Consider the following 23737-nt stretch of genomic DNA (forward strand, 5'->3'; position numbering starts at 1 on the left):
GATTGATCACACCTGAATATTCCGGTCCTCGCCCGTGCGGCCGTGCCGCTTGGCATACCAAGTGTTACGGTCGGCGGGTGATGACTCAAGCGAGCGACGATCCCGGCGCCTCGCACGCCGACCGCGCCGAGCGGACGATCCGCGCGGGCATCCTGTCCGGCGCGTACCCGCCGGGCTCCCGGCTGCGCGAACGCGACCTCTCCGAGAGCCTGGGCTTCTCCCGCATCCCGGTCCGCGAGGCGCTGACCCGGCTGACCGGCGAGGGCCTGGTCGTCCTGGAACCCCGCCGGGGCGCCTCCGTACGCGACCTCTCGCTGCGGGACGTCGCCGAACTCTTCGACCTCCGCCTCAGCCTGGAGGTCTTCGCCGCCCGCCGGGCCGCCGAGGCGTGCGCGGCCGGGGGAGAGGGGGAACGGCTGCGGGCCCTGATGGAGGCGGCCGAGGACGCCACCCGGCGCGGCGACGCCGAACAGATCCCGGCGGCCAACACCGCCCTGCACGCGGAAATCGTCGCGATGACCGGGAACCGGCTGCTCCGGGACGCCCTGCACCCCTCGCTCGGCCTGGTCCAGTGGCTGTTCACCCTCACCGGAGGCCGCGACCCGCGCGTCCAGTGCGCCGAGCACCGGGACATCTGCGCCGCGATCCACGCGGGCAAACCCGTACTGGCCGGGGCCCTGGCTTACGCCCACATCGAGCGCGGCCGCGAACCCTCGCTGGCCGCCCTGACCGGCGTACTCCCGGCCGGATAGCGCCGCGTACGGCCGCCGCACCCACCACCCACCACCCCCACACCGGACAGGAGAAGCGCCGCATGCTGATCACCGACGTACGCCCCTGGGGCGGAGCGCCCAGCGACCTCACCGTCGAGAACGGGGTGATCACCGCGATCACCCCGCACGACCCGGCCCGCGCCGGCACGGGCGACACCGTGGCCGGCCGGGGCCGGCTCGCCCTGCCGTCCTTCTCGGACGTCCACTGCCACCTCGACTCCACCCGCATGGGCCTGCCCTTCCGCCCGCACACGGGCGAGCCCGGCGTCTGGGGCATGGTGATGAACGACCGCGCGCACTGGCGCGAGGACGAGTGGGACGTCGCCCGGCGGGCCACGTACACCCTGGCCCGCATGATCGAGCGCGGCACCACCCGCGTACGCAGCTACGCCCAGATCGACGCGGACTGCCGCCTGGAGCGCTTCGAGGGCGTCCTCGCCGCCCGTGAGGCGCACGCCGGCCGCTGCGAGGTCGAGATCATCGCGTTCCCGCAGGCGGGCCTCGTCCGGGAGAAGGGCGTGCCGGAACTCATCGACCGGGCCCTGTCCTCGGGCGCCGCCGTGGTCGGCGGCATCGACCCGTGCACCCTGGACCGCGACCCCGTACGCCACCTCGACATCCTGTTCGACCTCGCGGAGCGCCATCAGGCCCCGGTCGACATCCACCTCCACGAGCCGGGCGAACTCGGCGTGTTCAGCGTGGACCTGATCCTGGAGCGGGTGCGGGCCCTGGACATGGCCGGCCGGGTGTCCCTCTCGCACGCCTACGACCTGGGCGGCGTCGACGAGGCGACGACGCGCCGGCTGATCGAGGAGTTCGCCGAGCTGGACATCGCGATGGCGACGGTCGCCCCGGCCCGCCACCGCTCCCTGCCGCTCACCGGGCTGACCGCCGCCGGCGTCCGGGTGGGCCTCGGCGAGGACGGCCAGCGCGACTTCTGGTCCCCGTACGGCAACGGCGACATGCTGGACCGCACCTGGCAGCTCGCCTTCACCAACGGCTACCGCGCGGACGCCCTGATCGAGCACTGCGTGGCGGTCGCCACGACCGGCGGCGCCTCCCTCCTGCGGACGGGCCCCGCCCGCCTGACCTCCACGACGGACCGCCCCGGCGTCACGGTGGGCGCCGCGGCGGACCTGCTCCTGCTGGAGGGCGAAACGGTCACCGCCGCGGTCATGGACCGCAGCGGTGACCGAACGGTGCTGCACGGGGGCCGGGTGGTGGCGGACGCCCTCACACTCGTGGACTGACCCGCCCCCTTCGCCGGCCGGTCCTACTCGCCCTTCAGCAGCCCGGCCCGCCGCAGCGCGTCGGCCATCGCCCCGTTGGCCGGCGCGCCACCGGCCGCCGGCCGGCCGCCGTTCCCACGCCCGCCGGAGGAACGCCCGCCGGAGGAACGTCCATCGGAGGAGCGGTCGCCGGACGAACGGCCGCCGGAGGAGCGGTCGCCGCCGCCCTGCCGGGGCCGGGGCGGCCGGCCGCCGCCCCGCTCGCCCGAGGACGCGCGGCCCCCGGCCGACCCCGCCCCGGCCGCGGACCCCACCTCGTCGTCCAGCCGCAACGACAGCGAGATCCGCTTGCGCGGGATGTCGACCTCCATCACCTTCACCCGGACCACATCACCCGGCTTCACCACATCGCGCGGGTCCTTCACGAAGGACCGCGACATCGCGGAGACGTGGACGAGCCCGTCCTGATGCACCCCGACGTCCACGAACGCCCCGAACGCGGCGACGTTCGTGACGACGCCCTCCAGCACCATCCCGGACACCAGGTCGCCGATCTTCTCGACGCCCTCCTTGAAGGTGGCCGTCTTGAAGGCGGGCCGCGGGTCGCGCCCCGGCTTCTCCAGCTCCCTGATGATGTCCGTGACCGTCGGCAGTCCGAACTTCTCGGACACGAACTCGTCCGCCCGCAGCGACCGCAGCACATCCGTGTTGCCGATCAGCGCGGCGACGTCCCCGCCCGTCTTCTTCACCATCGCCCGCACCACCGGATACGCCTCCGGGTGCACGCTCGACGCGTCGAGCGGGTCGTCGCCCCGGATACGGAGGAAGCCCGCGCACTGCTCGTACGCCTTCGGCCCCAGCCGGGCCACGTCCTTGAGGCTCCTGCGCGAGCGGAACGGCCCGTTGGCGTCGCGGTGCGCCACGATGTTCTCGGCGAGCCCCGCCCCGATGCCGGAGACGCGCGAGAGCAGCGGCGCGGACGCGGTGTTGACGTCCACGCCGACACCGTTCACACAGTCCTCGACGACCGCGTCCAGCGACCGCGACAGCTTCACCTCGGACAGGTCGTGCTGGTACTGCCCGACACCGATCGACTTCGGGTCGATCTTCACCAGCTCGGCCAGCGGGTCCTGGAGCCGGCGCGCGATCGAGACGGCGCCGCGCAGCGACACGTCCATGTCGGGCAGCTCCTGCGAGGCGAACGCGGACGCCGAGTACACCGAGGCACCGGCCTCCGAGACCATCACCTTGGTGAGCTTCAGCTCCGGATGCCTCGCGCACAGCTCACCGGCGAGCTTGTCCGTCTCGCGCGACGCGGTGCCGTTGCCGATGGCGATCAGATCGACGTGGTGCTCGCGGGCCAGCCGCTCCAGCGTCGCCAGCGCCTGGTCCCACTTGTTGGCCGGGACGTGCGGATGGATGACGTCGGTCGCGACGACCTTGCCCGTCGCGTCCACGACCGCGACCTTCACGCCGGTACGGAAGCCGGGGTCGAGCCCCAGCGTGGCGCGCGTCCCGGCGGGCGCGGCGAGCAGCAGATCGCGCAGGTTCGACGCGAAGACGCGCACCGCCTCGTCCTCCGCCGCCGTACGCAGCCGCAGCCGCAGGTCGATGCCGAGGTGCACCAGAATCCTGGTCCGCCAGGCCCACCGCACCGTGTCGGCCAGCCACTTGTCGCCGGGACGCCCCCGGCCGGCCACGCCGAAGCGCCGGGCCACCATGTTCTCGTACGAGGAGGGGCCGGGCTCGTCGGACGGCTCCTCCGGCTCCAGGACCAGATCGAGCACGTCCTCCTTCTCGCCCCGGAGCATCGCCAGCACCCGGTGCGAGGGCAGCGCCGTGAACGGCTCGGCGAAGTCGAAGTAGTCCGCGAACTTGGCGCCCGCCTCCTCCTTGCCCTCCCGGACCCGCGCCACCAGCCGCCCGCGCGTCCACATGCGCTCGCGCAGCTCACCGATCAGGTCGGCGTCCTCCGAGAAGCGCTCGGTCAGGATGGCGCGGGCACCCTCCAGGGCCGCCGCCGCGTCCGCCACGCCCTTGTCCGCGTCCACGAAGGCCGCCGCTGCCGCGAGCGGCTCCACCGAGGGGTCGTCGAGCAGCCCGGAGGCGAGCGGTTCGAGCCCGGCCTCCCGCGCGATCTGCGCTTTCGTCCGCCGCTTCGGCTTGAACGGGAGGTAGATGTCCTCCAGCCGCGCCTTGGTGTCGGCGGCCCGGATGCGCGCCTCCAGCTCCGCGTCGAGCTTGCCCTGCTCCCGTACGGATTCGAGGACCGCCGTCCGGCGCTCCTCCAGCTCCCGCAGATACCGCAGCCGCTCCTCGAGCGTGCGCAGCTGCGCGTCGTCGAGCATCTCGGTCGCTTCCTTGCGGTAGCGCGCGATGAACGGCACGGTGGACCCGCCGTCGAGCAGCTCGACGGCCGCCTTCACCTGCCGCTCGCGTACGCCGAGCTCCTCGGCGATCCTGCCTTCGATGGACGTCGTCACGGTTCTACCGACTCGCCTTCTCCTGCTGGCTGTGCTGGTCGGGCCCCGGACCGCCGCCGGGGCGGACCGGAGTCACACGCCTGCATTCTGCCGGGTGGCCGGGCGCCGTGTCGCCGGACCACCCCAGCGGACGGCCGGTGGATTTCCCGCGCCGGGTCAGCCGGTCGCGCTCGACGGGAAGGCGCCCGCCGCCGCGGCCGTGGCGAGGAAGCCGCGCCCCAGCTCCGTCAGCCGGGCCACACCCGGCCCGCCCAGGTGCTCGTACGGGCCCAGGTCCATCCGGTCCGTGTCCCGCTCCAGCCCCTCGCGCAGCGCGGTGCCCTCGTCGGTCAGCGCGCCCTCCGCCGTGAGCAGCCCGCGCTCCCGCAGCCGCTGCGCCGCCGCCTCCCAGTCGGCGCGCCGCCAGCCCCGGGTGGACAGCAGCCAGCCGATCGCCATGCCCTTGCCGGTCGCGGTGTGGCTGACCAGGGCCTCGACCGGGTCGAGCTCTGCGGCGAGGAGCGCGGCGAGATGGGCGTCGCCCCGGTGCTCGCGCAGCAGCCCCGCCGCGTGCCAGTACACCAGGTGCGGCTCGTCCGGGACCGGCAGCCCGGCGTGCGCGGCGTACAGCGGCCGGGCGTGCCGGGTGCAGCCCTCGGTGGCGCGCAGGGCCAGCGACGCGGCCTCGGCCATCTCGGGCGAGGCGATGATCTCGTCGCCGAGCAGCCGGCGCAGCGTCGCGTCGGCGGCCCGCAGCCGCGCGTCCAGGACCGCGGCGGGCGAGGCGATGTCCCATATGGCGGGCACGTGCTGGGAGACCAGCGCGTGGTTGAAGTTGTAGAACGTCGCGGTCACCGTCCCCGCGCCGACCGCGCCCATCGCGGCCGCGCGGGTGGCGAAGTAGACGGCGGTGGGGTCGACGATTCCCAGCCCGCCGAACTCCTTGCCGAGGTCGGGGGAGAAGTAGAGCGAGGAGTGCAGCGGGTTGAGGGCGTTGTGGCAGCGCCGGCCGGCACGGGGCGGGAGAGTACTCATGACCGGAACGTTACCGACTGGTTGGTACGAGCAGGAAGTCCCGTGTGTACGTGAGTTCCGCCGCAGCCGTGATGGCGGGAAAGGTGGGAAACCCGTCATTGCGGCCCTGTGGCGGGCCCGCCCAGGATGGGGGCCATGAAGCAGCGATCCGTGCTCGTCGTCCTGTTCGACGGCGTCCAGAGCCTCGACGTCACCGGCCCCATGGAGGTGTTCGCCGGTGCCTCGAAGTTCCCCGGCGTGCGGTACGAGCTGCGCACCGCCTCCCTGGACGGCGCCCCGGTCCGCACCTCCTGCGGACTCACGCTCGTCCCGGACGGCAGCCTCGCCGGCGCCCCGGCACCCGACACGCTCCTGGTCCCCGGCGGCGCCGGCACCCGGGCCCCCGACCCGGCGCTGGTGGACTGGCTGCGCGTACACGGCCCGCTGCCCGAACGGCTGGTCTCGGTGTGCAGCGGGGCGCTGCTGCTGGCCGCGGCCGGACAGCTGGACGGCCGCCGGGTGACGACCCACTGGAACGTGTGCGACACGCTGGCCCGCGCCCACCCCGCCGTGCGGGTCGATCCCGAGCCGATCTTCGTACGGGACGGCAGGATCGCCACCTCCGCCGGAGTCACCGCGGGCATCGACCTCGCGCTGGCCCTGGTCGAGGAGGACCACGGCCGGGACGTCGCCCTGACGATCGCCCGGCACCTGGTCGTCTTCCTGCGCAGGCCGGGCGGCCAGTCCCAGTTCAGCGCCCAGCTCAGGGCCCAGACGGCACGCCGTGAACCGCTGCGCGAGGTGCAGCACTGGATCACCGAGCACCCCGGCGCCGACCTCTCCGTGGACGCCCTGGCCGCCCGCGCCCGGCTCTCGCCCCGCCACTTCGCCCGCGCCTTCCACGCGGAGACCGGGACCACGCCCGGCCGGTATGTCGACCGGGTCCGCCTCGAACACGCCCGCAGGCTCCTGGAGGACACCGCCGACGGCGTCGCCGGGATCGCCCGCAGCTGCGGCTACGGCACCCCGGAGGCGATGCGCCGGGCCTTCGTCAAGGCGCTGGGCACCGGCCCCGCCGAATACCGCCGCCGCTTCGGCTCCCACACCGCAGACCACTCCTGACCCACCCGAGAGACAGGAAGACCATGCAGATCGCCATCGCCCTCTTCGACCGCTTCACCGCGCTGGACGCCGTGGGCCCCTACGAGATCCTGTCCCGCATCCCCGGCGCCGAGACGGTCTTCGTCGCCGAGCGCACGGGCACGGTACGCAACGACAACGGCGGCCTCGGCCTGGTCGCGCAGCGCACCTTCGACGAGGTCCCCGCCCCGGACCTGCTGATCGTCCCCGGCGGCCCCGGACAGCACCACCAGATGGACAACGAGCACCTCCTCGGCTGGCTGCGCCGCGCGGACGGGGCCACCACCTGGACGACCTCCGTGTGCACCGGCTCGCTGCTCCTCGGGGCCGCCGGGCTCCTGCGGGGGCGGCGCGCCACCTCGCACTGGCTCGCCCTGGACACGCTCCGGGAGCACGGGGCCGCGCCCACCGGCGAACGCGTGGTCTTCGACGGCAAGTACGTCACCGCGGCCGGTGTCTCGTCCGGCATCGACATGGGCCTCGCCCTGCTGGGCCGCATCGCCGGCGACCGCGCCGCCCGGTCCGTACAGCTCCTCACCGAGTACGACCCCCAGCCGCCCTACGACGCGGGCTCGCCGGACAAGGCCCCCGCCGACCTGGTCGAGGAGTGGCGCGGCAGGAGCCGGTTCATCCTCCAGTAGCCGCGGTCCCGGCCCCCGGAGTCTGCGCCCGCCAGGTGAAGCGGGGCGCCCGGCGCTCCAGGAACGCGGCGACGCCCTCCGCCGTGTCCCCGCTCCCTCGCGCCTGACCGGCCCAGTGCCCGTCCCGGTCCGTGCGCCCGGCCGCGAACTCCTTGGCCGCGGCCTGGGTCAGCCGCGACCGGGACACCAGGGTCCGTACGTACGCGCCGACCCGCTCGTCCAGCCCGCCGGCTGGCAGGACCTCGTCCACCAGACCGGTCCGCAGCGCCCGCCCGGCGTCGATCAGCTCACCGGAGAACAGCAGGTGCTTGGCCGTCGCCGGGCCCGTGAGGGCGACCAGCCTGCGGGTGGACGAGGAGGGGTAGACGATGCCCAGCTTGGCCGGGGTGACCCCGAACCGCGCCCCCTCGGCCGCGAACCGCAGATCGCAGGCGGCGGCGAGCTGGCTTCCGCCGCCCACGCAGTAGCCGCGCACCGCGGCGAGCGTCGGCAGCGGGAACGCGGCCAGCGCCTCCTCGGCGGCCACGGCCAGCCGCTGCGGGTCGTGCGCCGGGTCCCGGAGCGAGGAGATGTCGGCGCCCGCGCAGAAGGTGTCGCCCGCGCCCGTCAGGACCAGGGCGCCCACGGACGGATCGGCCGCCAGCTCCGCCAGCAGCACCGGCAGCGCCCGCCACATCGCGGCCGTCATCGCGTTGCGCTTGGCGGGATTGCTGATGACGACGGTGGCCACGCCGTCCGCGACGGTGTGCTCCAGCCGGGGTTCCGTACGGTCCATGGCCGGATGCTATCCGCGCCGCCCGAACTGAGACCGACCGGCGAATGGGGGGCGGCGTCGCGGGGCCGGGTGCGCGCGCCTGCGGCGTTGTCGTCAATCACCATGGCTCCGCCATGCCTCAATCCTCCGCCTTGCAGCCGCACGCACCCGGCCCCGCTCCTTCACCCACCCCCCATTCGCCGGTCGGTCTATGATCAAGAAGGGGTCGCGAAGCAGGTACGCACCCCGAGGAGCCCGATGTGGACGGTCCCGAACGCGAAGGCAGGAGGCTCAGCCGCAGCTTCGGCGGGCTGGCCCTGCTCGGCATTCTGCTCGTCGTCGCCGGCCTGGTCGGCCTCGTCTACACCGGGGTGGCGACGCTCACCTCGATGATCCTGTTCGGCTGGCTGCTGCTCATCGGCGGCCTGGTCGGACTGGTGCACGCCGTCCAGTCGCGCGGCACCAGCTACTTCTGGCTGGGCGTGGTCGTGGCGGCGCTCAACATCGCCGCCGGCGTCGTCGTCATCCGCCATCCGCACGGCACCGCCGAAGCGCTGACCATGTTCGCGGCGCTGCTCTTCCTGACCGGCGGGGTGTTCCGGCTCGTCGGCAGCGTCGTGGTGCGCGGGCCACAGTTCGGCTGGACCCTGCTCCAGGGCGCCTTCGGCCTGCTCCTCGGCCTGCTCGTGCTGTTCGACTGGCCGCACAGCAGCCTCTACGTCCTCGGCTGCTTCTTCTCGCTCGCCCTGCTCTTCGACGGACTCGGGCTCATCGCCGTCGGCATCGGCGGCCGGCGGATCGTCTCCATGGTCTCCGGAACCGACCCGCTCACCAAAGACAGTCGGAAGCAGTCCGAAAGTTGATGCATATATGCAAATCAAGTCGAGTTCGGTCAATCGGAATCGACTTGTAGTCAGTTGCGCGGACCGAAGCAACCTGGAGCGCCACTCTGTACTCGACGTGCAGTCACTTCGAGTGGAGAGCGGGTACCGGACTATGGAGAGCCGCGGGAGTGTCCCCGCCCGGCCCGTGCCGTACGAAGGGGTGTGGCGGTTCACCGCCCCGGCCGCGGACGTCTCCGTACCGCAGGCCAGGCACGCCGTACGCGACCTGCTGAGGCGCCAGAACGTGCCGATCGGCGACGACCTCACCCAGGGCCTGCTGCTCATCGTCTCCGAGCTGGTCACCAACGCCGTCAAGCACGCGGCGCTGCTCTCGCCGGAGCTGGCCGTCGAGGTCGCCGTGGGCGAGGCATGGGTCAGGGTGTCCGTCGAGGACAACCACCCCTACCGGCCCACCGCGCTGGAGACCGACCACGCGCAGACCGGCGGACGGGGCCTGCTGCTGGTCCGCGAGATCACCCGCGAGGCGGGCGGCAGCTGCGACGTCGAGCACACCGCGGGCGGCGGAAAGGTCATCTGGGCGACCCTGCCGCTCGGGGGCGTCTGACGCATCCCCCGAATCCCCGAGGCACCGCCCCCGGACCGCGCCGCCCGCGCGCAGGCGCCTACCAGCCGGCCGCGTCCCCGGTCAGCTCGCGGATCGCCGGCCGGGCGGCGTCCAGCACGGTCATGAACCACGCGGAGAACGGGTCACGGGCATGCCGCTCGGCCAGCTCCGCCGCCGTCACGAACGCCGTGTCGCCGACCTCCTCCGCATCGGGCTCCGGCCGCGCCTGCGCCATGCCCACGAAGAGGTGGTTGAACTCCTGCTCCACCAGGCCCGACGCCGGGTCCGGGTGGTTGTAGCGGACGGTGCCCGCCTCGGCCAGCAGCGAGGGCGAGATGCCCAGCTCCTCGTACGTACGCCGGGCGGCGGCGGCGAAGGGCGCCTCGCCCGGGTAGGGGTGCCCGCAGCAGGTGTTGGACCAGACCCCGGGGGAGTGGTACTTGCCGAGGGCGCGCTGCTGGAGCAGCAGCCGGCCCTGCTCGTCGAAGAGGAACACGGAGAACGCGCGGTGCAGCTGACCGGGCGACTGGTGGGCGGCGAGCTTCTCCGCCGTGCCGATGGTGGTGCCGTTCTCGTCGACCAGTTCGAGCATGATCGCTTCCGCTGTGCCGTTCGACGAGGCGTTCGCCGCGGTGACTGGTGTGGTCGGCATACCCATCCTTCGCTGTGGTTCCGGCCCCGAGCGCCGGTCCCGTCGAGTCTGCTCAAGTCTGCCGTACAAAAGCGGCTTGTCCGTACTTCGGCCCTGGCATGTCCGGTCCGGTTCGTACCCATCCGCGACCCTACACCGCGTGTCCCGGAGCCCACCGGCCAACGGGCGAACGGGCCCGCGTCCGGCGGCTCGACGGGAGGGGGCGACGGCTCGACGGGAGTGCGCGGCCGGTCAGCGGCAGAGCCTGGCCTCGTGCTCCGCGTGCCCGCTCGGCTCCAGCTGGAAGGTGCAGTGCTCCACGTCGAAGTGGTGGCCGAGGCAGCCCTGGAGCTCGTGGAGCAGCTTCTCGTGCCCGATCGAGTCGAGCAGGTCCTGCCGCACCACCACATGCGCCGAGAGCACCGGCATCCCCGACGTGATCGTCCACGCGTGCAGATCGTGCACGTCCAGCACGCCGGGCAGGGCCGTGATGTGGTCGCGGACCTCGCTCATGTCCACGCCGGGCGGCGCCGCCTCCAGGAGCACGTTCAGCGTCTCGCGCAGCAGCCGCACCGTACGCGGCACGATCATCAGACCGATCACCAGCGAGGCGATCGGGTCCGCCGCCTGCCAGCCTGTCGCCATCACGATGCCCGCCGAGACCAGCACCGTCACCGAACCCAGCGTGTCCGCAAGCACCTCCAGATAGGCGCCGCGCACGTTCAGGCTCTCCTGCTGCCCGCGCGTCAGCAGCGACAGCGACACCACGTTCGCGACCAGGCCCACCAGGGCGAAGACGATCGTCAGCCCGCCCCTCGTCTCGGTCGGCTCGATGAACCGCTGCACTGCCTCGAAGAGGAGGTAGCCGCCCACCCCGAGCAGCAGACAGCAGTTGGCGAGCGCCGCCAGGATCTCCGCGCGGGCGTAGCCGAAGGTGCGGTTCGGGCCGGCCGGCCGGTTGGCGAAGTGGATGGCCAGCAGCGCCAGCGCCAGCCCCAGTGAGTCGGTCGCCATGTGCGCCGCGTCGGCGATCAGCGCGAGCGATCCGGACAGCACACCGCCGACGATCTCCATGACCGTCACGCCCAGCGTGATGCCCAGCGCCATCCGCAGCCGCCCCTTGTGCGCGGCGGCCGCCGTGCCGGTGGGCGCCGGCCCGCCGTGCGCATGTCCGTGATCGTGCCCTGCCCCCATGAGGACGCCTCCCGGTCGTCTCGCGGACCCGGACTTCCCCGGCCCGGACCACGCCAGTCAACTACGGGTGGGGGGTATGGGGCAACACGGCACTGAACACCGTTGTCATTGGCCCTCACCTGCGGAAACACCCGCAGGTGAGGGCGGTGGAGCAGGTGCCGCCGGGCGCGGCGGGACCGGATCGCGCGACCCGCTTTTTGTCAGGCGAGGCGGCCATCCACCATGATGATCGCGGACGGCGCGCATGATCCGGCTCCGCCCGGAACGGAGCGCAAACGGGCAGTGAACTCGCGCTTCCGTCCATCCGATAGCCTCAGCCGACACGCCGCCGGCCGTCTCGGGCCGCACAGTCGCGTGCCGATCCGTGCCAGCACCAAGGAGTGAGTTCGTCTGTCGACCGCCATTCTCACCGGTGCTCCACTGCCCGGATCGTCCCTGGAGAACGATCTGCGCTCGCTGGGCTTCGACGTCCGCACGGCCGCCGACGTCACCGAAGCGGCCGGACTGCTGTCCGCCGTCCCGCCGGCCCAGCGCGTCGCCCTCGTCGACCCGCGCTTCGTCGGCCACCGGCACGCCCTCCGGCTCGCCCTGACCGACCCCCGCTTCCCGGCCGCCGCCGTGCCCGGCGCGCTCACCGCCCAGGCCGAGGCACGCCCCGCCCTGATCGGCGCCCTGCGCACCACCACCGACGCGGTCGGCGCCGGAGTGCCCGCCGCCGGCACCACCGCCACCGTCACGGACCGCACCGTGCCCGGCAGGATCGCCGCCGTCATGGCGGCGCGGGGCACCGAGGTGCAGCGCCCCGAGCTGGGCTCCCTCGTCGCCACCGTGCCCACCGACGAGACCGCCCGCGCCGCCGCCCTGGCCGGCGTCGAGGCCGTGGACGACGAGGCCGTCCGGCTGCGCAGCGCGGTCAAGGCCCGCGACGGCTTCTTCACCACCCACTGCATCAGCCCGTACTCGCGCTACATCGCCCGCTGGTGCGCGCGCCGGGGGCTCACCCCGAACCAGGTCACCACCGCGTCCCTGCTCACCGCGCTCATAGCGGCCGGCTGCGCGGCCACCGGCACCCGCGGCGGCTACGTCGCGGCGGGCATCCTGCTCCTGCTCTCCTTCGTCCTGGACTGCACCGACGGACAGCTCGCCCGCTACTCCCTGCAGTACTCCACGATGGGCGCCTGGCTGGACGCCACCTTCGACCGCGCGAAGGAGTACGCCTACTACGCGGGCCTCGCCCTCGGCGCCGCCCGCAACGGCGACGACGTCTGGGCGCTGGCGCTCGGCGCGATGGTCCTCCAGTCCTGCCGCCACATCATCGACTTCTCGTTCAACGAGGCCAACCACGACGCGGAGGCCAACTCCAGCCCCACGGCCGCCCTCTCCGACAAGCTCGACAGCGTCGGCTGGACGGTCTGGCTGCGGCGGATGATCGTGCTCCCGATCGGTGAGCGCTGGGCCATGATCGCCGTGCTCACCGCCGTCACCACGCCGCGCATCGTCTTCTACGCCCTGCTCATCGGCTGCGCCTTCGCCGCCTGCTACACCACCGCCGGCCGCCTCCTGCGCTCCCTGACCCGCAAGGCGCGCCGCACCGACCGCGCCGCCCGGGCACTCGCCGACCTCGCCGACTCCGGGCCCGTCGCCGAACTCGTCGCCGCCCGCGGCCCCCGCATCGCCGGCGCCTGGACCGCCCCCGTGCTCGCCCTGGCCGGCACCGGGGCACTGATCGCCGCCGCGCTCCAGCAGCCCTTCGGCAGCCGGCAGACGATCATCGCCGCCGCCTTCTACGCGGTCTGCTCCGGCCTCGCCGTCGCCCGGCCGCTCAAGGGCGCCCTGGACTGGCTCGTCCCGCCGTTCTTCCGCGCCGCCGAGTACTGCACGATCCTCGTCCTGGCCGCCCGCAGCGAGGTGGACGGAGCCCTTCCGGCGGCCTTCGGGCTGGTCGCGGCGGTCGCCTACCATCACTACGACACGGTCTACCGCATCCGGGGCGGCACCGGCGCCCCGCCCCGCTGGCTGGTGCGCACGATCGGCGGGCACGAGGGCCGGACCCTGATCGTGACCGTGCTCGCCGCCCTCCTCACCGGGGCCTCCGGCTTCGCCACGGCGCTCACCGTGCTCGCCGCGGCCGTCGCACTGGTCGTACTGGTGGAATCCGTCCGCTTCTGGGTGTCCTCCGGGGCGCCCGCCGTTCACGACGAAGGAGAACCCGCATGATCGGCCTCGTACTGGCTGCCGGCGCAGGACGGCGTCTGCGCCCCTACACCGACACGCTGCCCAAGGCGCTCGTGCCGGTGGACGGCGACACGACGATCCTCGATCTCACGCTGGCCAACTTCGCCGAGATCGGGCTCACCGAGGCGGCGATCGTCGTCGGCTACCGCAAGGAGGTCGTCCACGAGCGCAAGGCGGCGCTGGAGGCCAAGTACGGCCTGAAGCTGACCCTGGTGGACAACGACAAGGCCGAGGAGTGGAACAACGCCTACTCGCTGTGGTGCGCCCGTGAGGTGCTCAAGCGCGGCGTGCTCCTCGCCAACGGCGACACCGTCCACCCGGTCTCCGTGGAGAAGACGCTGCTGGCCGCGCGCGGCGACGGCAAGAAGATCATCCTCGCCCTCGACACGGTGAAGCGGCTCGCCGACGAGGAGATGAAGGTCGTCGCCGAGGACGGCAGGGGCGTCCGGCGGATCACCAAGCTGATGGACCCGGCCGAGGCCACCGGCGAGTACATCGGTGTCACCCTCATCGAGGCCGAGGCCGCCGAGGAGCTGGCCGACGCGCTGAAGACCACGTTCGAGCGCGACCCGGACCTCTACTACGAGGACGGCTACCAGGAACTCGTCAACCGGGGCGTCACCGTGGACGTCGCCCCCATCGGTGACGTGAGCTGGGTCGAGATCGACAACCACGACGATCTTGCCAAGGGCAGGGAGATCGCGTGCCGGTACTGACCCGACTCATCCCGTCCCCCGTCTTCGTCGACATCAGCCGGGGCGCCATGCACGACCTGGCCGGCCTCCTCGCCGACCAGCGGATCTCGGCCTCCGGCAAGCTGGCCATCGCCATCAGCGGCGGCTCCGGCCTGGCCCTGCGCGAGAAGCTGGCCCCGGCCCTGCCCGGCGCCGACTGGTACTGCGTCCCCGGCGGCAACATCGACGCCGCCGTGCAGCTCGCCGACGACATCAAGGGCAAGCGCTACGACGCCGTGGTCGGCCTCGGCGGCGGCAAGATCATCGACGTGGCGAAGTACGCCGCGGCGCGGGTCGGCCTGCCGCTGGTCTCGGTCGCCACCAACCTCGCGCACGACGGCCTGTGCTCGCCCGTCGCCACCCTGGACAACGACAACGGCCGGGGCTCCTACGGCGTGCCCATGCCCATCGCGATGGTGATCGACCTGTCGGTGATCCGCACCGCCCCCGACCGCTTCGTACGGTCCGGCATCGGCGACGCGATCTCCAACATCTCCGCCATCGCCGACTGGGAGCTGTCGCACCAGGTCAACGGCGAGCAGATCGACGGACTCGCCGCCGCCATGGCCCGTACCGCCGGCGAAGCCGTCCTGCGCCACCCCGGCAACGTCGCCGACGACGAGTTCCTCACCGTCCTCGCCGAGTCGCTGGTGCTCTCCGGCATCGCCATCTCGATCAGCGGCGACACCCGGCCCTCGTCCGGCGCCTGCCACGAGATCAGCCACGCCTTCGACCTGCTCTTCCCCAAGCGGGCCGCCAGCCACGGCGAACAGGTCGGCCTCGGGGCCGCCTTCGCCATGCATCTGCGCGGCGCCGCGGAGGAGTCCGGACTCTTCGCCGAGGTGCTGCGCAGGCACGGCCTGCCGGTCACCCCCGAGGAGATCGGCTTCACCGCCGACGAGTTCGTCCAGGCCGTCGAGTACGCGCCCCAGACCCGTCCGGGACGCTTCACGGTCCTGGAACACCTCAGCCTCTCCACCGATCAGATCAGGGACGCGTACGCCGACTATGCCAAGACCATCAGTAGCTGAACTCCGCCCCGTCGTTCACCCGCCGGGGGTCAAGGACCGGCGCAGCGGTGAACACTGGGCGGGCCGGATATACATGCGCGAGATCTCGCTGCGCATCGACCGGTACCTGGTGAACACCAGGGTCACGCCCAACCAGCTGACCTATCTGATGACCGTCGCCGGTGTGCTCGCCGCCCCGGCGCTGCTCGTGCCCGGTATCTGGGGCGCGGTGCTCGGCGTCGTCATGGTCCAGCTGTACCTGCTGCTCGACTGCGTGGACGGCGAGGTCGCGCGCTGGAAGAAGCAGTTCTCGCTCGGCGGCGTCTATCTGGACCGGGTCGGCGCCTATCTGTGCGACGCCGCCGTCCTCGTCGGCTTCGGCCTGCGCGCCGCCGACCTGTGGGGCCCCGGCCGCATCGACTGGCTGTGGGCGTTCCTCGGTACGCTCGCCGCGCTCGGCGCGATCCTGATCAAGGCCGAGACGGACCTGGTCGGCGTCGCCCGGCACCAGGGCGGGCTGCCGCCGGTCAAGGAGTCCGCGTCCGAGCCGCGCTCCTCCGGCATGGCGTTCGCCCGCCGGGCGGCCGGCGCGCTCAAGTTCCACCGGCTCATCCTGTGCGTCGAGGCGTCGCTGGTCATTCTGGTCGCGGCCGTGCTGGACGCGGTGCGCGACGACTTCTTCTTCAGCCGTCTCGCGGTCGCGGTCCTGGCGGGCATCGCCCTGCTGCAGACGCTGCTGCACCTCGTGTCGGTCCTGGCATCGAGCAGGCTGAAGTGAGCACACCCATGAAACTCGGCGCGGTCATCATCACCATGGGCAACCGCCCGGCCGAGCTGCGCGCCCTGCTCGATTCGGTCGCCGCCCAGGAGGGCGACCGGATCGAGGTGGTCGTCGTCGGCAACGGCTCGCCCGTGCCCGACGTGCCGCCGGGTGTGCGCACCGTCGAGCTGCCCGAGAACCTGGGCATCCCCGGCGGCCGGAACGTCGGCATCGAGGCGTTCGGGCCCTCCGGCGCCGATGTGGACGCCCTGCTCTTCCTCGACGACGACGGGCGGCTGCCCCTCACCGACACCGCGGAGCTGTGCCGGAAGGCGTTCGCCGAGGACCCCCGGCTGGGCATCATCAGCTTCCGCATCGCGGACCCGGAGACCGGGGTCACCCAGCGCCGGCACGTGCCGAGGCTGCGCGCCGCCGACCCGATGCGCTCGTCCCGCGTGACGACGTTCCTGGGCGGCGCCAACGCGGTGCGCACCAGGGTGCTGGCCGAGGTCGGCCCGCTGCCGGGCGACTTCTTCTACGCGCACGAGGAGACGGACCTGGCCTGGCGGGCGCTGGACGCCGGCTGGCTGATCGACTACCGCGCGGACATGGTGCTGCACCACCCCACCACGGCCCCGTCCCGCCACGCGGTCTACCACCGCATGGTGGCCCGCAACCGGGTCTGGCTGGCCCGGCGGAACCTCCCGGCGCCCCTCGTCCCGGTGTACCTCGGGGTGTGGATGCTGCTGACGCTGCTGCGCCGGCCGTCCGGCGAGGCGCTCAAGGCCTGGTTCGGCGGCTTCCGGGAGGGCTGGCGGACCCCGTGCGGACCCCGCCGCCCGATGAAGTGGCGTACGGTGTGGCGACTGACCAGGCTGGGCCGCCCCCCGGTCATCTGAGAAGCTCCCCTCTGGGAGCATGAGGCGTATTTTTCTTGTCGGGACCTGTCCGCCCTGAGCCGCGCCCGCGACTGGCTGCGCATTTTGAATACGAGAGTTTCTTCTGGTGAGTGACACAACCCACGGTGGCGCGGTCGCCCTGAGCAGCCCGCCATCGGCCGATGACGGTCTGAGCGCGGCCGAACTGGCCGCGAAGTACGGCCTGACGGTCAGCGGTGCCCGGCCCGGCCTCGTCGAGTACGTGCGCCAGCTCCGAGGGCGGCGCCACTTCATCCTGGCGTTCTCCCGCGCCAAGCTGACCGCCCAGTACAGCCAGGCCAAGCTCGGCCAGCTGTGGCAGGTGGCGACCCCGCTGCTGAACGCCGCGGTCTACTTCCTCATCTTCGGGCTGATCCTCGGCACGAAGAAGGGAATCCCGCAGGAGGTGTTCATCCCGTTCCTGGTGACCGGGGTGTTCGTCTTCACCTTCACCCAGAGTTCCGTGATGGCTGGCGTACGGGCCATCTCCGGCAACCTGGGCCTGGTCCGGGCGCTGCACTTCCCGCGGGCCTCGCTGCCCATCTCCTTCTCGCTCCAGCAGCTCCAGCAACTGCTGTACTCGATGATCGTGCTCATCGCGGTGACGGTGGGCTTCGGCAGCTATCCCCGGCTGTCCTGGCTCCTGGTGATTCCGGCCCTGGCGCTGCAGTTCTTCTTCAACACCGGCCTCGCGCTCGCCATGGCGCGGATGGGGGCCAAGACCCCCGACCTGGCACAGCTGATGCCGTTCGTCATGCGGACCTGGCTGTACGCCTCCGGCGTCATGTTCTCCATCCCGGTGATGCTGGAGGACAAGCCGGCCTGGATCACCGATGTGCTGCAGTACAACCCGGCGGCCATCTACATGGACCTGGTCAGGTTCGCCCTGATCGACGGATACGGCTCCGAGAACCTGCCCGACCACGTCTGGGCGGTCGGCCTCGCCTGGTCCGTCGTGGTGGGCATCGCGGGCTTCGTGTACTTCTGGAAGGCAGAGGAACGGTACGGCCGTGGCTGACGACAACACCGCGGGGCGCGTCCCCACCGTGATCGCCGACGACGTGCACATCGTGTACCGGGTCAACGGCGGCGGCGGTGGCCGGGGCAGCGCCACCGCCGCGCTGAGCCGCATCCTGCGCCGCGGCAAGGGCGAGGAGCGCGGGGTACGCAAGGTGCACGCCGTACGCGGCGTCACCTTCACCGCCTACCGGGGCGAGGCGATCGGCCTCATCGGCACCAACGGCTCCGGCAAGTCCACCCTGCTCCGGGCCATCGCCGGGCTGCTGCCCGCCGAGAGCGGCAGCGTCTACACGGACGGCCAGCCCTCGCTGCTCGGCGTCAACGCGGCGCTGATGAGCGACCTGACCGGCGAGCGCAACGTGGTGCTCGGCGGGCTCGCGATGGGCATGAGCCGCGAGGAGATCCGCGAGCGCTACGACGAGATCGTCGAGTTCTCGGGCATCAACGAGAAGGGCGACTTCATCACGCTGCCCATGCGCACGTACTCCTCCGGCATGGCGGCCCGCCTCCGCTTCTCCATCGCGGCGGCCAAGAACCACGACGTCCTCATGATCGACGAGGCGCTGGCCACCGGTGACCGCAAGTTCCAGATCCGCTCCGAGGCGCGGATCAGGGAACTGCGCAAGGAGGCCGGCACCGTCTTCCTGGTGAGCCACAGCAACAAGTCGATCCGGGACACCTGCAACCGGGTGCTGTGGCTGGAGAAGGGCGAACTGCTGATGGACGGCCCGACCGAGGAGGTCCTGCGGGCCTACGAGCGGGAGACCGGCAAGTAGCGCGCCGCGCCACGCACCGGGCGGCCTCCGCCGGACCCTTCCGGCGGGGGCCGCGCCATGTCCGCATGGTGGACCGGAGCCCGGACGTCCGCGCTTCGTCGTACGGCACCCGCCGCGATCTCCTACCGCCGGATGACGTGAACGGCGCCCGGCCGGGGGAGAGTTGACGCGGGCCGCGGGTCCGGCGCCGCTGGGCACGGACCCCGGCGTTCAGATGAACGTTGTACAACGTAAGCTGTACCGGTGCTGATTCGCCGCAAGTGGGGCGATACCGCCCGAGCGGGCGGCCCGGAGCCGTCCCCGGCACTGGGGAGGGCGGGCGGCGTGTCCGGAATGGGGTATTTTGGGTCAGCAGTGTAGAACGGGAGATGTGACGGCTATGACGGAAGATCTCCAGCTCCGAGGTGCTCACGCCGTCCCCGCGCAGGGCGGTCCGCAGTGACCCCTACCCGGCAGGCGCGGCTCGACACCGCCGCATCCGGAACCCTCGACAAGGCAGCGCACGAGAACTTTCCGGTCGCCCCCTTCTTCCTGCCGCGCGCCTGGCGCGACGACCTGATGGCCGTCTACGGCTTCGCCCGGCTCGTCGACGACATCGGTGACGGCGACCTCGCCCCCGGCGGCGCCGACGCCGTCCACCTCGGCCTCGAACCGGACCGGTCGGACGACCGGCTCGCGATGCTCGACGCCCTGGAGAGCGACCTGCGCCGCGTCTTCGCATCCACCGGAGAGAGTCCGCACCACCCGCTGCTGCGGGCCCTGCGCCCCACCGCCCGCCGCCGCGCACTGACCCCCGAACCCTTCCTCGGGCTCATCGAGGCCAACCGGCAGGACCAGAAGGTCCGCCGCTACGGCACGTACGAGGAACTCCTCGCCTACTGCGAACTCTCCGCCAACCCGGTCGGCCGCCTGGTCCTCCAGCTCACCGGCACCGCCAGCCCCGAACGGCTGCGCCGCTCCGACGCCGTGTGCACCGCGCTGCAGATCGTCGAGCACCTCCAGGACGTCGCCGAGGACCTGCGCCGCGACCGCGTCTACCTGCCCGCCACCGACATGGCCCGGTTCCACGTCGGCGAGGCCGACCTCGCCGCACCCACCGCCGGCGCGTCGGTGCGCTCCCTGATCGCGTACGAGGCCGAACGCGCCCGTGATCTGCTGAATGAAGGCACCCCCCTGGTGGGTAGCGTCCACGGCAGGCTCCGGCTGCTCCTCGCCGGGTTCGTGGGAGGAGGACGTGCCGCCCTCACCGCGATCGCGGCCGCCGGCTTCGACGTACTGCCCGGACCACCCGGACCCACCAAGCCCAGCCTGCTGCGCGAAGTGGGAGTTGTCCTGCGAGAAGCGCGTAGAGAGAGGTGAGCCGGACCGTGGAGGGTCAGACGACCTACATGTCCGCACCGGTACAGGCCGCATACAGTTACTGCGAGGCGGTCACCGGACAGCAGGCGCGTAACTTCGCGTACGGCATCAGGCTGCTGCCGGCCGAGAAGCGGCAGGCCATGTCGGCCCTGTACGCCTTCTCCCGCCGCGTCGACGACATCGGCGACGGCGAACTGGCCCCGGAGACCAAGCGCGTTCGCCTGGAGACCACCCGTACCCTCCTCGACCGCGTCCGGACCGGCGCGGTGGACGAGGACGACACCGACCCGGTGGCCGTCGCGCTCGCCGACGCCGCCCGCCGGTTCCCGCTGCCCCTCGAAGGGCTCGACGAACTCATCGACGGCGTCCTGATGGACGTGCACGGCGCCGCCTACGAGACCTGGGACGACCTCAAGGTGTATTGCCGGTGCGTCGCGGGCGCCATCGGCCGGCTCAGCCTCGGCGTCTTCGGCACCGAACCCGGCGCCCCCGGCACCGAACGCGCCGCGGAGTACGCCGACACGCTCGGCCTCGCCCTCCAGCTGACGAACATCCTGCGCGACGTCCGCGAGGACGCGGGCAACGGCCGCACCTACCTCCCGGCCGACGACCTCGCCAAGTTCGGCTGCTCCGCCGGGTTCCACCGCGCAACCCCGCCCCCCGGCTCCGACTTCGCGGGCCTCGTCCACTTCGAGGTCCGGCGCGCCCGCGCCCTGTTCGCCGAGGGCTACCGGCTGCTGCCGATGCTCGACCGGCGCAGCGGGGCCTGTGTGGCGGCCATGGCCGGGATCTACCGCCGGCTCCTGGACCGCATCGAGCGCGACCCCGAGGCGGTGCTGCGCGGCCGGGTCTCGCTGCCCGGCCACGAGAAGGCGTACGTCGCGGTGCGCGGTCTGTCCGGATTCGACGCCCGCCACATCTCCCGGCGCACGGCCCGAGGGCGTGTCTGAATGCGTCTCAGGCACATCTCGCGCACCATGTGCATCAAGGATGAACGGAACGAACGGCGGGCAACCCGCGGCACTGCGGCCGCGTCCCTGACTGAGCAGGCCCGACGGGAAAGCCGCCGCCGAGAGGGGGACTCATGAGTGACGACGCCCTGCGCACGTCCCGCGCCGTCGTGGTGGGCGGCGGGCTCGCCGGCACCACCGCGGCCCTGCGCCTGGCCGACGCCGGGCTTGACGTGACCCTGCTCGAAGGGCGGCCCCGGCTCGGCGGGCTCGCCTTCTCCTTCCGCCGCGGCGAACTGACCGTCGACAACGGACAACACGTCTACCTGCGCTGCTGCACCGCCTACCGATGGTTCCTCGACCGGATCGACGCCATCGGCCTCTCCCCGCTGCAAAACCGTTTGGACGTGCCCGTTCTCGACGTCGGCCGGCCCGCCGGGCCCCGGCTGGGACGGCTGCGCCGCAACGGGCTCCCGGTCCCGCTGCACCTCGCCGCCGGCCTCGCCGGCTACCCGCACCTCTCGCTCGCCGAACGCGCCGGCGTCGCACGCGCCGCGCTCGCCCTCGGCCGGCTCGACCCGGACGACCCCGCCCTCGACGCCGAGGACTTCGGCAGCTGGCTCACCCGGCACGGCCAGTCGCCCCGCACCATCGAGGCCCTCTGGGACCTCGTCGGCGTCGCCACCCTCAACGCCACCGCGCCCAACTCGTCGCTGGCGCTCGCCGCCAAGGTCTTCAAGACCGGACTGCTCTCCGACCCCGGCGCCGCCGACATCGGCTGGGCCTCCGTACCCCTCGGCGACATCCACGACACCCTCTGCCGCAAGGCCCTGGACTCCGCCGGCGTACGCACCGAACTGCGCACCAAGGCCACCGCCCTCACCCGCACCGACGAGGGCGGCTGGCTGGTGGACACCGGCGCCGAGCGGATCGAGGCGGACACCGTCGTGCTGGCCGTGCCGCAGCGCGAGACCCACGCCCTGCTGCCCGAGGGCGCGCTCGACGAGCCGGACCGGCTCCTGGACATCGGCACATCGCCGATCCTCAACGTGCACGTCGTCTACGACCGCAAGGTGCTCAAACGGCCCTTCTTCACCGCGCTCGGCTCGCCCGTCCAATGGGTCTTCGACCGCACCGAGGCGTCCGGCCTCACCGGCCCCGGCCAGTACCTCGCGGTCTCCCAGTCCGCGGCCGGCGAGGAGATCGACCTGCCCGTCGCCGAACTGCGCGCCCGCTACCTCCCCGAGCTGGAACGGCTGCTGCCGGCCGCACGGGGCGCCGGCATCCGGGACTTCTTCGTCACCCGCGAGCGCACCGCGACCTTCGCGCCCGCGCCCGGCGTCGGCCGGCTGCGTCCCGGAACCCTCACCCGCGCCCCCGGTCTCTTCCTGGCAGGTGCCTGGACCGCCACCGGCTGGCCCGCCACGATGGAGGGTGCGGTCCGCAGCGGTGCGGGCGCCGCGGACGCCGCGCTCCTGGCGCTCGGCCGCCCCCACGAACATCCGCTGCAGGAGGCGGCATGAGCAGTACCACCGGAACAAGAGGAGAGTCAGTGACCCCGGCGAATCCGGCTTCCGACACCGTGGACACCACGGACGTCACCGCGCTTCTGGAGCGCGGACGGGCCCTTTCCGCGCCGGTGCTCCGGGCCGCCGTCGACCGGCTCGCACCGCCCATGGACACCGTGGCCGCCTACCACTTCGGCTGGATCGATGCCCAGGGCAGGCCCGCCGACGGCGACGGCGGCAAGGCCGTCCGCCCGGCGCTGGCCCTGCTGTCCGCCGAGGCGGCCGGCGCCGCTGCCGAGGCCGGCGTGCCCGGCGCGGTCGCGGTCGAACTCGTGCACAACTTCTCGCTGCTGCACGACGACCTGATGGACGGCGACGAGCAGCGGCGCCACCGCGACACCGTATGGAAGGTGCACGGCCCCGCGCAGGCGATCCTGGTCGGCGACGCCCTGTTCGCCCTGGCCAACGAGGTCGTGCTGGAACTGGGCACGGTGGAGGCGCTGCGGGCCGCCCGGCGGCTGACCGCGGCCACCCGCAAGCTCATCGACGGCCAGGCCCAGGACATCTCCTACGAGCACCGCGAGCGCGTCACGGTCGAGGAGTGCCTGGAGATGGAGGGCAACAAGACCGGCGCCCTCCTCGCCTGCGCCTGCTCCATCGGCGCGGTGCTCGGCGGCGCCGACGACCGCACCGCCGACGTGCTGGAGGCCTACGGCCACCACCTCGGGCTCGCCTTCCAGGCGGTCGACGACCTGCTCGGCATCTGGGGCGACCCCGAGTCCACCGGCAAGCAGACGTGGAGCGATCTGCGACAGCGCAAGAAGTCCCTGCCGGTCGTCGCCGCGCTCGCCGCGGGCGGACCGGCCTCCGAGCGGCTCGGCGAACTGCTCGCCGCCGACGCCAAGAGCAGCGACTTCGACAGCTTCTCCGAGGAGGAGTTCGCCGCCCGCGCGGCGCTCATCGAGGAGGCGGGCGGTCGCGAGTGGACCGCCCAGGAGGCACGCCGTCAGCACGCGGTCGCCATAGAGGCGCTGCACGCCGTCGACATGCCGCACACCGTGCGGGCGCAGCTCACGGCGCTCGCGGACTTCGTCGTCGTACGAAAGAGATGATCACCATCTGGTCCATATGAACTCGCAGTCGCCGGCCGGCGCCCCCACGGGCGCCGGCCGACGGAGACC

General features: G+C 72.6%; 22 protein-coding genes. 17 read left to right on the top strand and 5 right to left on the bottom strand.

The genetic code is table 11. The annotated features are described in order from the left end of the window. The first annotated feature begins 80 nt into the window (after positions 1 to 80). Both OG710_RS27115 and OG710_RS27120 read left to right on the top strand, forming a co-directional pair. A complete protein-coding gene (locus OG710_RS27115) occupies positions 81 to 752 on the top strand; it encodes a GntR family transcriptional regulator (protein ID WP_330241671.1) in 672 nt (223 codons plus the stop codon). A gap of 62 nt (positions 753 to 814) precedes the next feature. Further along, positions 815 to 2023 carry an amidohydrolase family protein gene (locus OG710_RS27120; RefSeq protein ID WP_330241672.1) on the top strand — a complete coding sequence of 403 codons (1209 nt, stop codon included), beginning with the start codon at positions 815 to 817 and terminating at the stop codon, positions 2021 to 2023. Positions 2024 to 2046: 23 nt separating this feature from the next. Here the strand turns inward: OG710_RS27120 and OG710_RS27125 are convergent, their stop codons facing one another. Together OG710_RS27125 and OG710_RS27130 are read right to left on the bottom strand one after the other, a co-directional pair. Continuing rightward, positions 2047 to 4485, bottom strand: coding sequence for a Tex family protein (locus tag OG710_RS27125; RefSeq protein WP_330241673.1), 2439 nt, complete (start codon positions 4483 to 4485; stop codon positions 2047 to 2049). A 156-nt stretch (positions 4486 to 4641) separates the two neighbouring features. Continuing rightward, complete coding sequence (locus OG710_RS27130; protein ID WP_330241674.1) at positions 4642 to 5499, bottom strand: SCO6745 family protein; 858 nt, start codon at positions 5497 to 5499, stop codon at positions 4642 to 4644. Positions 5500 to 5634: 135 nt separating this feature from the next. Between OG710_RS27130 and OG710_RS27135 the strand changes: the two genes are divergently transcribed. After that, the gene (locus OG710_RS27135; protein WP_330241675.1) at positions 5635 to 6600 is read left to right on the top strand and encodes a GlxA family transcriptional regulator; all 966 of its coding nucleotides are present in this window, start codon (positions 5635 to 5637) and stop codon (positions 6598 to 6600) included. A 23-nt stretch (positions 6601 to 6623) separates the two neighbouring features. Further along, positions 6624 to 7259 (top strand): DJ-1/PfpI family protein, encoded by a 636-nt coding sequence (locus OG710_RS27140; protein ID WP_330241676.1) that lies wholly within the window; start codon positions 6624 to 6626, stop codon positions 7257 to 7259. Here the strand turns inward: OG710_RS27140 and OG710_RS27145 are convergent. After that, complete coding sequence (locus OG710_RS27145) at positions 7246 to 8034, bottom strand: enoyl-CoA hydratase/isomerase family protein (protein ID WP_330241677.1); 789 nt, start codon at positions 8032 to 8034, stop codon at positions 7246 to 7248. The two genes, OG710_RS27140 and OG710_RS27145, sit on opposite strands and share 14 nt — an antisense overlap. 239 nt (positions 8035 to 8273) lie before the next feature. On the opposite strand from OG710_RS27145, the gene OG710_RS27150 reads away from it, so the two are divergent. Together OG710_RS27150 and OG710_RS27155 are read left to right on the top strand one after the other, a co-directional pair. Beyond that, a complete protein-coding gene (locus tag OG710_RS27150; protein ID WP_330241678.1) occupies positions 8274 to 8876 on the top strand; it encodes an HdeD family acid-resistance protein in 603 nt (200 codons plus the stop codon). A 133-nt stretch (positions 8877 to 9009) separates the two neighbouring features. Then, positions 9010 to 9462, top strand: a complete 453-nt coding sequence (locus tag OG710_RS27155) for an ATP-binding protein (RefSeq protein WP_330241679.1) — start codon at positions 9010 to 9012, stop codon at positions 9460 to 9462. Positions 9463 to 9520: 58 nt separating this feature from the next. On the opposite strand, the gene idi is transcribed toward OG710_RS27155, so the two are convergent. Both idi and OG710_RS27165 read right to left on the bottom strand, forming a co-directional pair. Continuing rightward, a complete protein-coding gene (gene idi / locus OG710_RS27160; protein WP_330241680.1) occupies positions 9521 to 10114 on the bottom strand; it encodes an isopentenyl-diphosphate Delta-isomerase in 594 nt (197 codons plus the stop codon). 231 nt (positions 10115 to 10345) lie between these two features. Further along, positions 10346 to 11287: a cation diffusion facilitator family transporter gene (locus OG710_RS27165; RefSeq protein ID WP_111339302.1), complete on the bottom strand. Its 942-nt coding sequence runs from the start codon at positions 11285 to 11287 to the stop codon at positions 10346 to 10348. A 390-nt stretch (positions 11288 to 11677) separates the two neighbouring features. Between OG710_RS27165 and OG710_RS27170 the strand changes: the two genes are divergently transcribed. From OG710_RS27170 to OG710_RS27220, 11 genes are all read left to right on the top strand, one after another. After that, positions 11678 to 13504 (top strand): DUF5941 domain-containing protein, encoded by a 1827-nt coding sequence (locus OG710_RS27170; RefSeq protein WP_330242354.1) that lies wholly within the window; start codon positions 11678 to 11680, stop codon positions 13502 to 13504. Next, complete coding sequence (locus OG710_RS27175) at positions 13501 to 14238, top strand: phosphocholine cytidylyltransferase family protein (RefSeq protein ID WP_330241681.1); 738 nt, start codon at positions 13501 to 13503, stop codon at positions 14236 to 14238. Before OG710_RS27170 ends, OG710_RS27175 begins: the two co-directional genes overlap by 4 nt. Then, positions 14226 to 15287 (top strand): iron-containing alcohol dehydrogenase family protein, encoded by a 1062-nt coding sequence (locus OG710_RS27180; protein WP_330241682.1) that lies wholly within the window; start codon positions 14226 to 14228, stop codon positions 15285 to 15287. The genes OG710_RS27175 and OG710_RS27180 overlap by 13 nt, the downstream gene beginning before the upstream one ends. Further along, a complete protein-coding gene (locus OG710_RS27185) occupies positions 15265 to 16044 on the top strand; it encodes a CDP-alcohol phosphatidyltransferase family protein (protein ID WP_330241683.1) in 780 nt (259 codons plus the stop codon). The genes OG710_RS27180 and OG710_RS27185 overlap by 23 nt, the downstream gene beginning before the upstream one ends. 8 nt (positions 16045 to 16052) lie before the next feature. Beyond that, a complete protein-coding gene (locus tag OG710_RS27190; protein WP_199563679.1) occupies positions 16053 to 16925 on the top strand; it encodes a glycosyltransferase family 2 protein in 873 nt (290 codons plus the stop codon). A 106-nt stretch (positions 16926 to 17031) separates the two neighbouring features. Next, positions 17032 to 17961 carry an ABC transporter permease gene (locus OG710_RS27195; RefSeq protein ID WP_330241684.1) on the top strand — a complete coding sequence of 310 codons (930 nt, stop codon included), beginning with the start codon at positions 17032 to 17034 and terminating at the stop codon, positions 17959 to 17961. Continuing rightward, positions 17954 to 18739 (top strand): ABC transporter ATP-binding protein, encoded by a 786-nt coding sequence (locus OG710_RS27200; RefSeq protein WP_111339308.1) that lies wholly within the window; start codon positions 17954 to 17956, stop codon positions 18737 to 18739. Before OG710_RS27195 ends, OG710_RS27200 begins: the two co-directional genes overlap by 8 nt. A gap of 438 nt (positions 18740 to 19177) precedes the next feature. Next, complete coding sequence (gene hpnC, locus OG710_RS27205) at positions 19178 to 20098, top strand: squalene synthase HpnC (protein WP_330241685.1); 921 nt, start codon at positions 19178 to 19180, stop codon at positions 20096 to 20098. A 29-nt stretch (positions 20099 to 20127) separates the two neighbouring features. Further along, a complete protein-coding gene (gene hpnD / locus OG710_RS27210) occupies positions 20128 to 21048 on the top strand; it encodes a presqualene diphosphate synthase HpnD (protein WP_330241686.1) in 921 nt (306 codons plus the stop codon). Between the two features lie 134 nt (positions 21049 to 21182). Then, the gene (gene hpnE / locus OG710_RS27215) at positions 21183 to 22571 is read left to right on the top strand and encodes a hydroxysqualene dehydroxylase HpnE (RefSeq protein WP_330241687.1); all 1389 of its coding nucleotides are present in this window, start codon (positions 21183 to 21185) and stop codon (positions 22569 to 22571) included. Next, a complete protein-coding gene (locus OG710_RS27220; RefSeq protein WP_199563556.1) occupies positions 22568 to 23668 on the top strand; it encodes a polyprenyl synthetase family protein in 1101 nt (366 codons plus the stop codon). The genes hpnE and OG710_RS27220 overlap by 4 nt, the downstream gene beginning before the upstream one ends. The last annotated feature ends 69 nt before the right edge of the window (positions 23669 to 23737 follow it).

Source organism: Streptomyces sp. NBC_00525, from assembly GCF_036346595.1.
GTDB lineage: Bacteria > Actinomycetota > Actinomycetes > Streptomycetales > Streptomycetaceae > Streptomyces.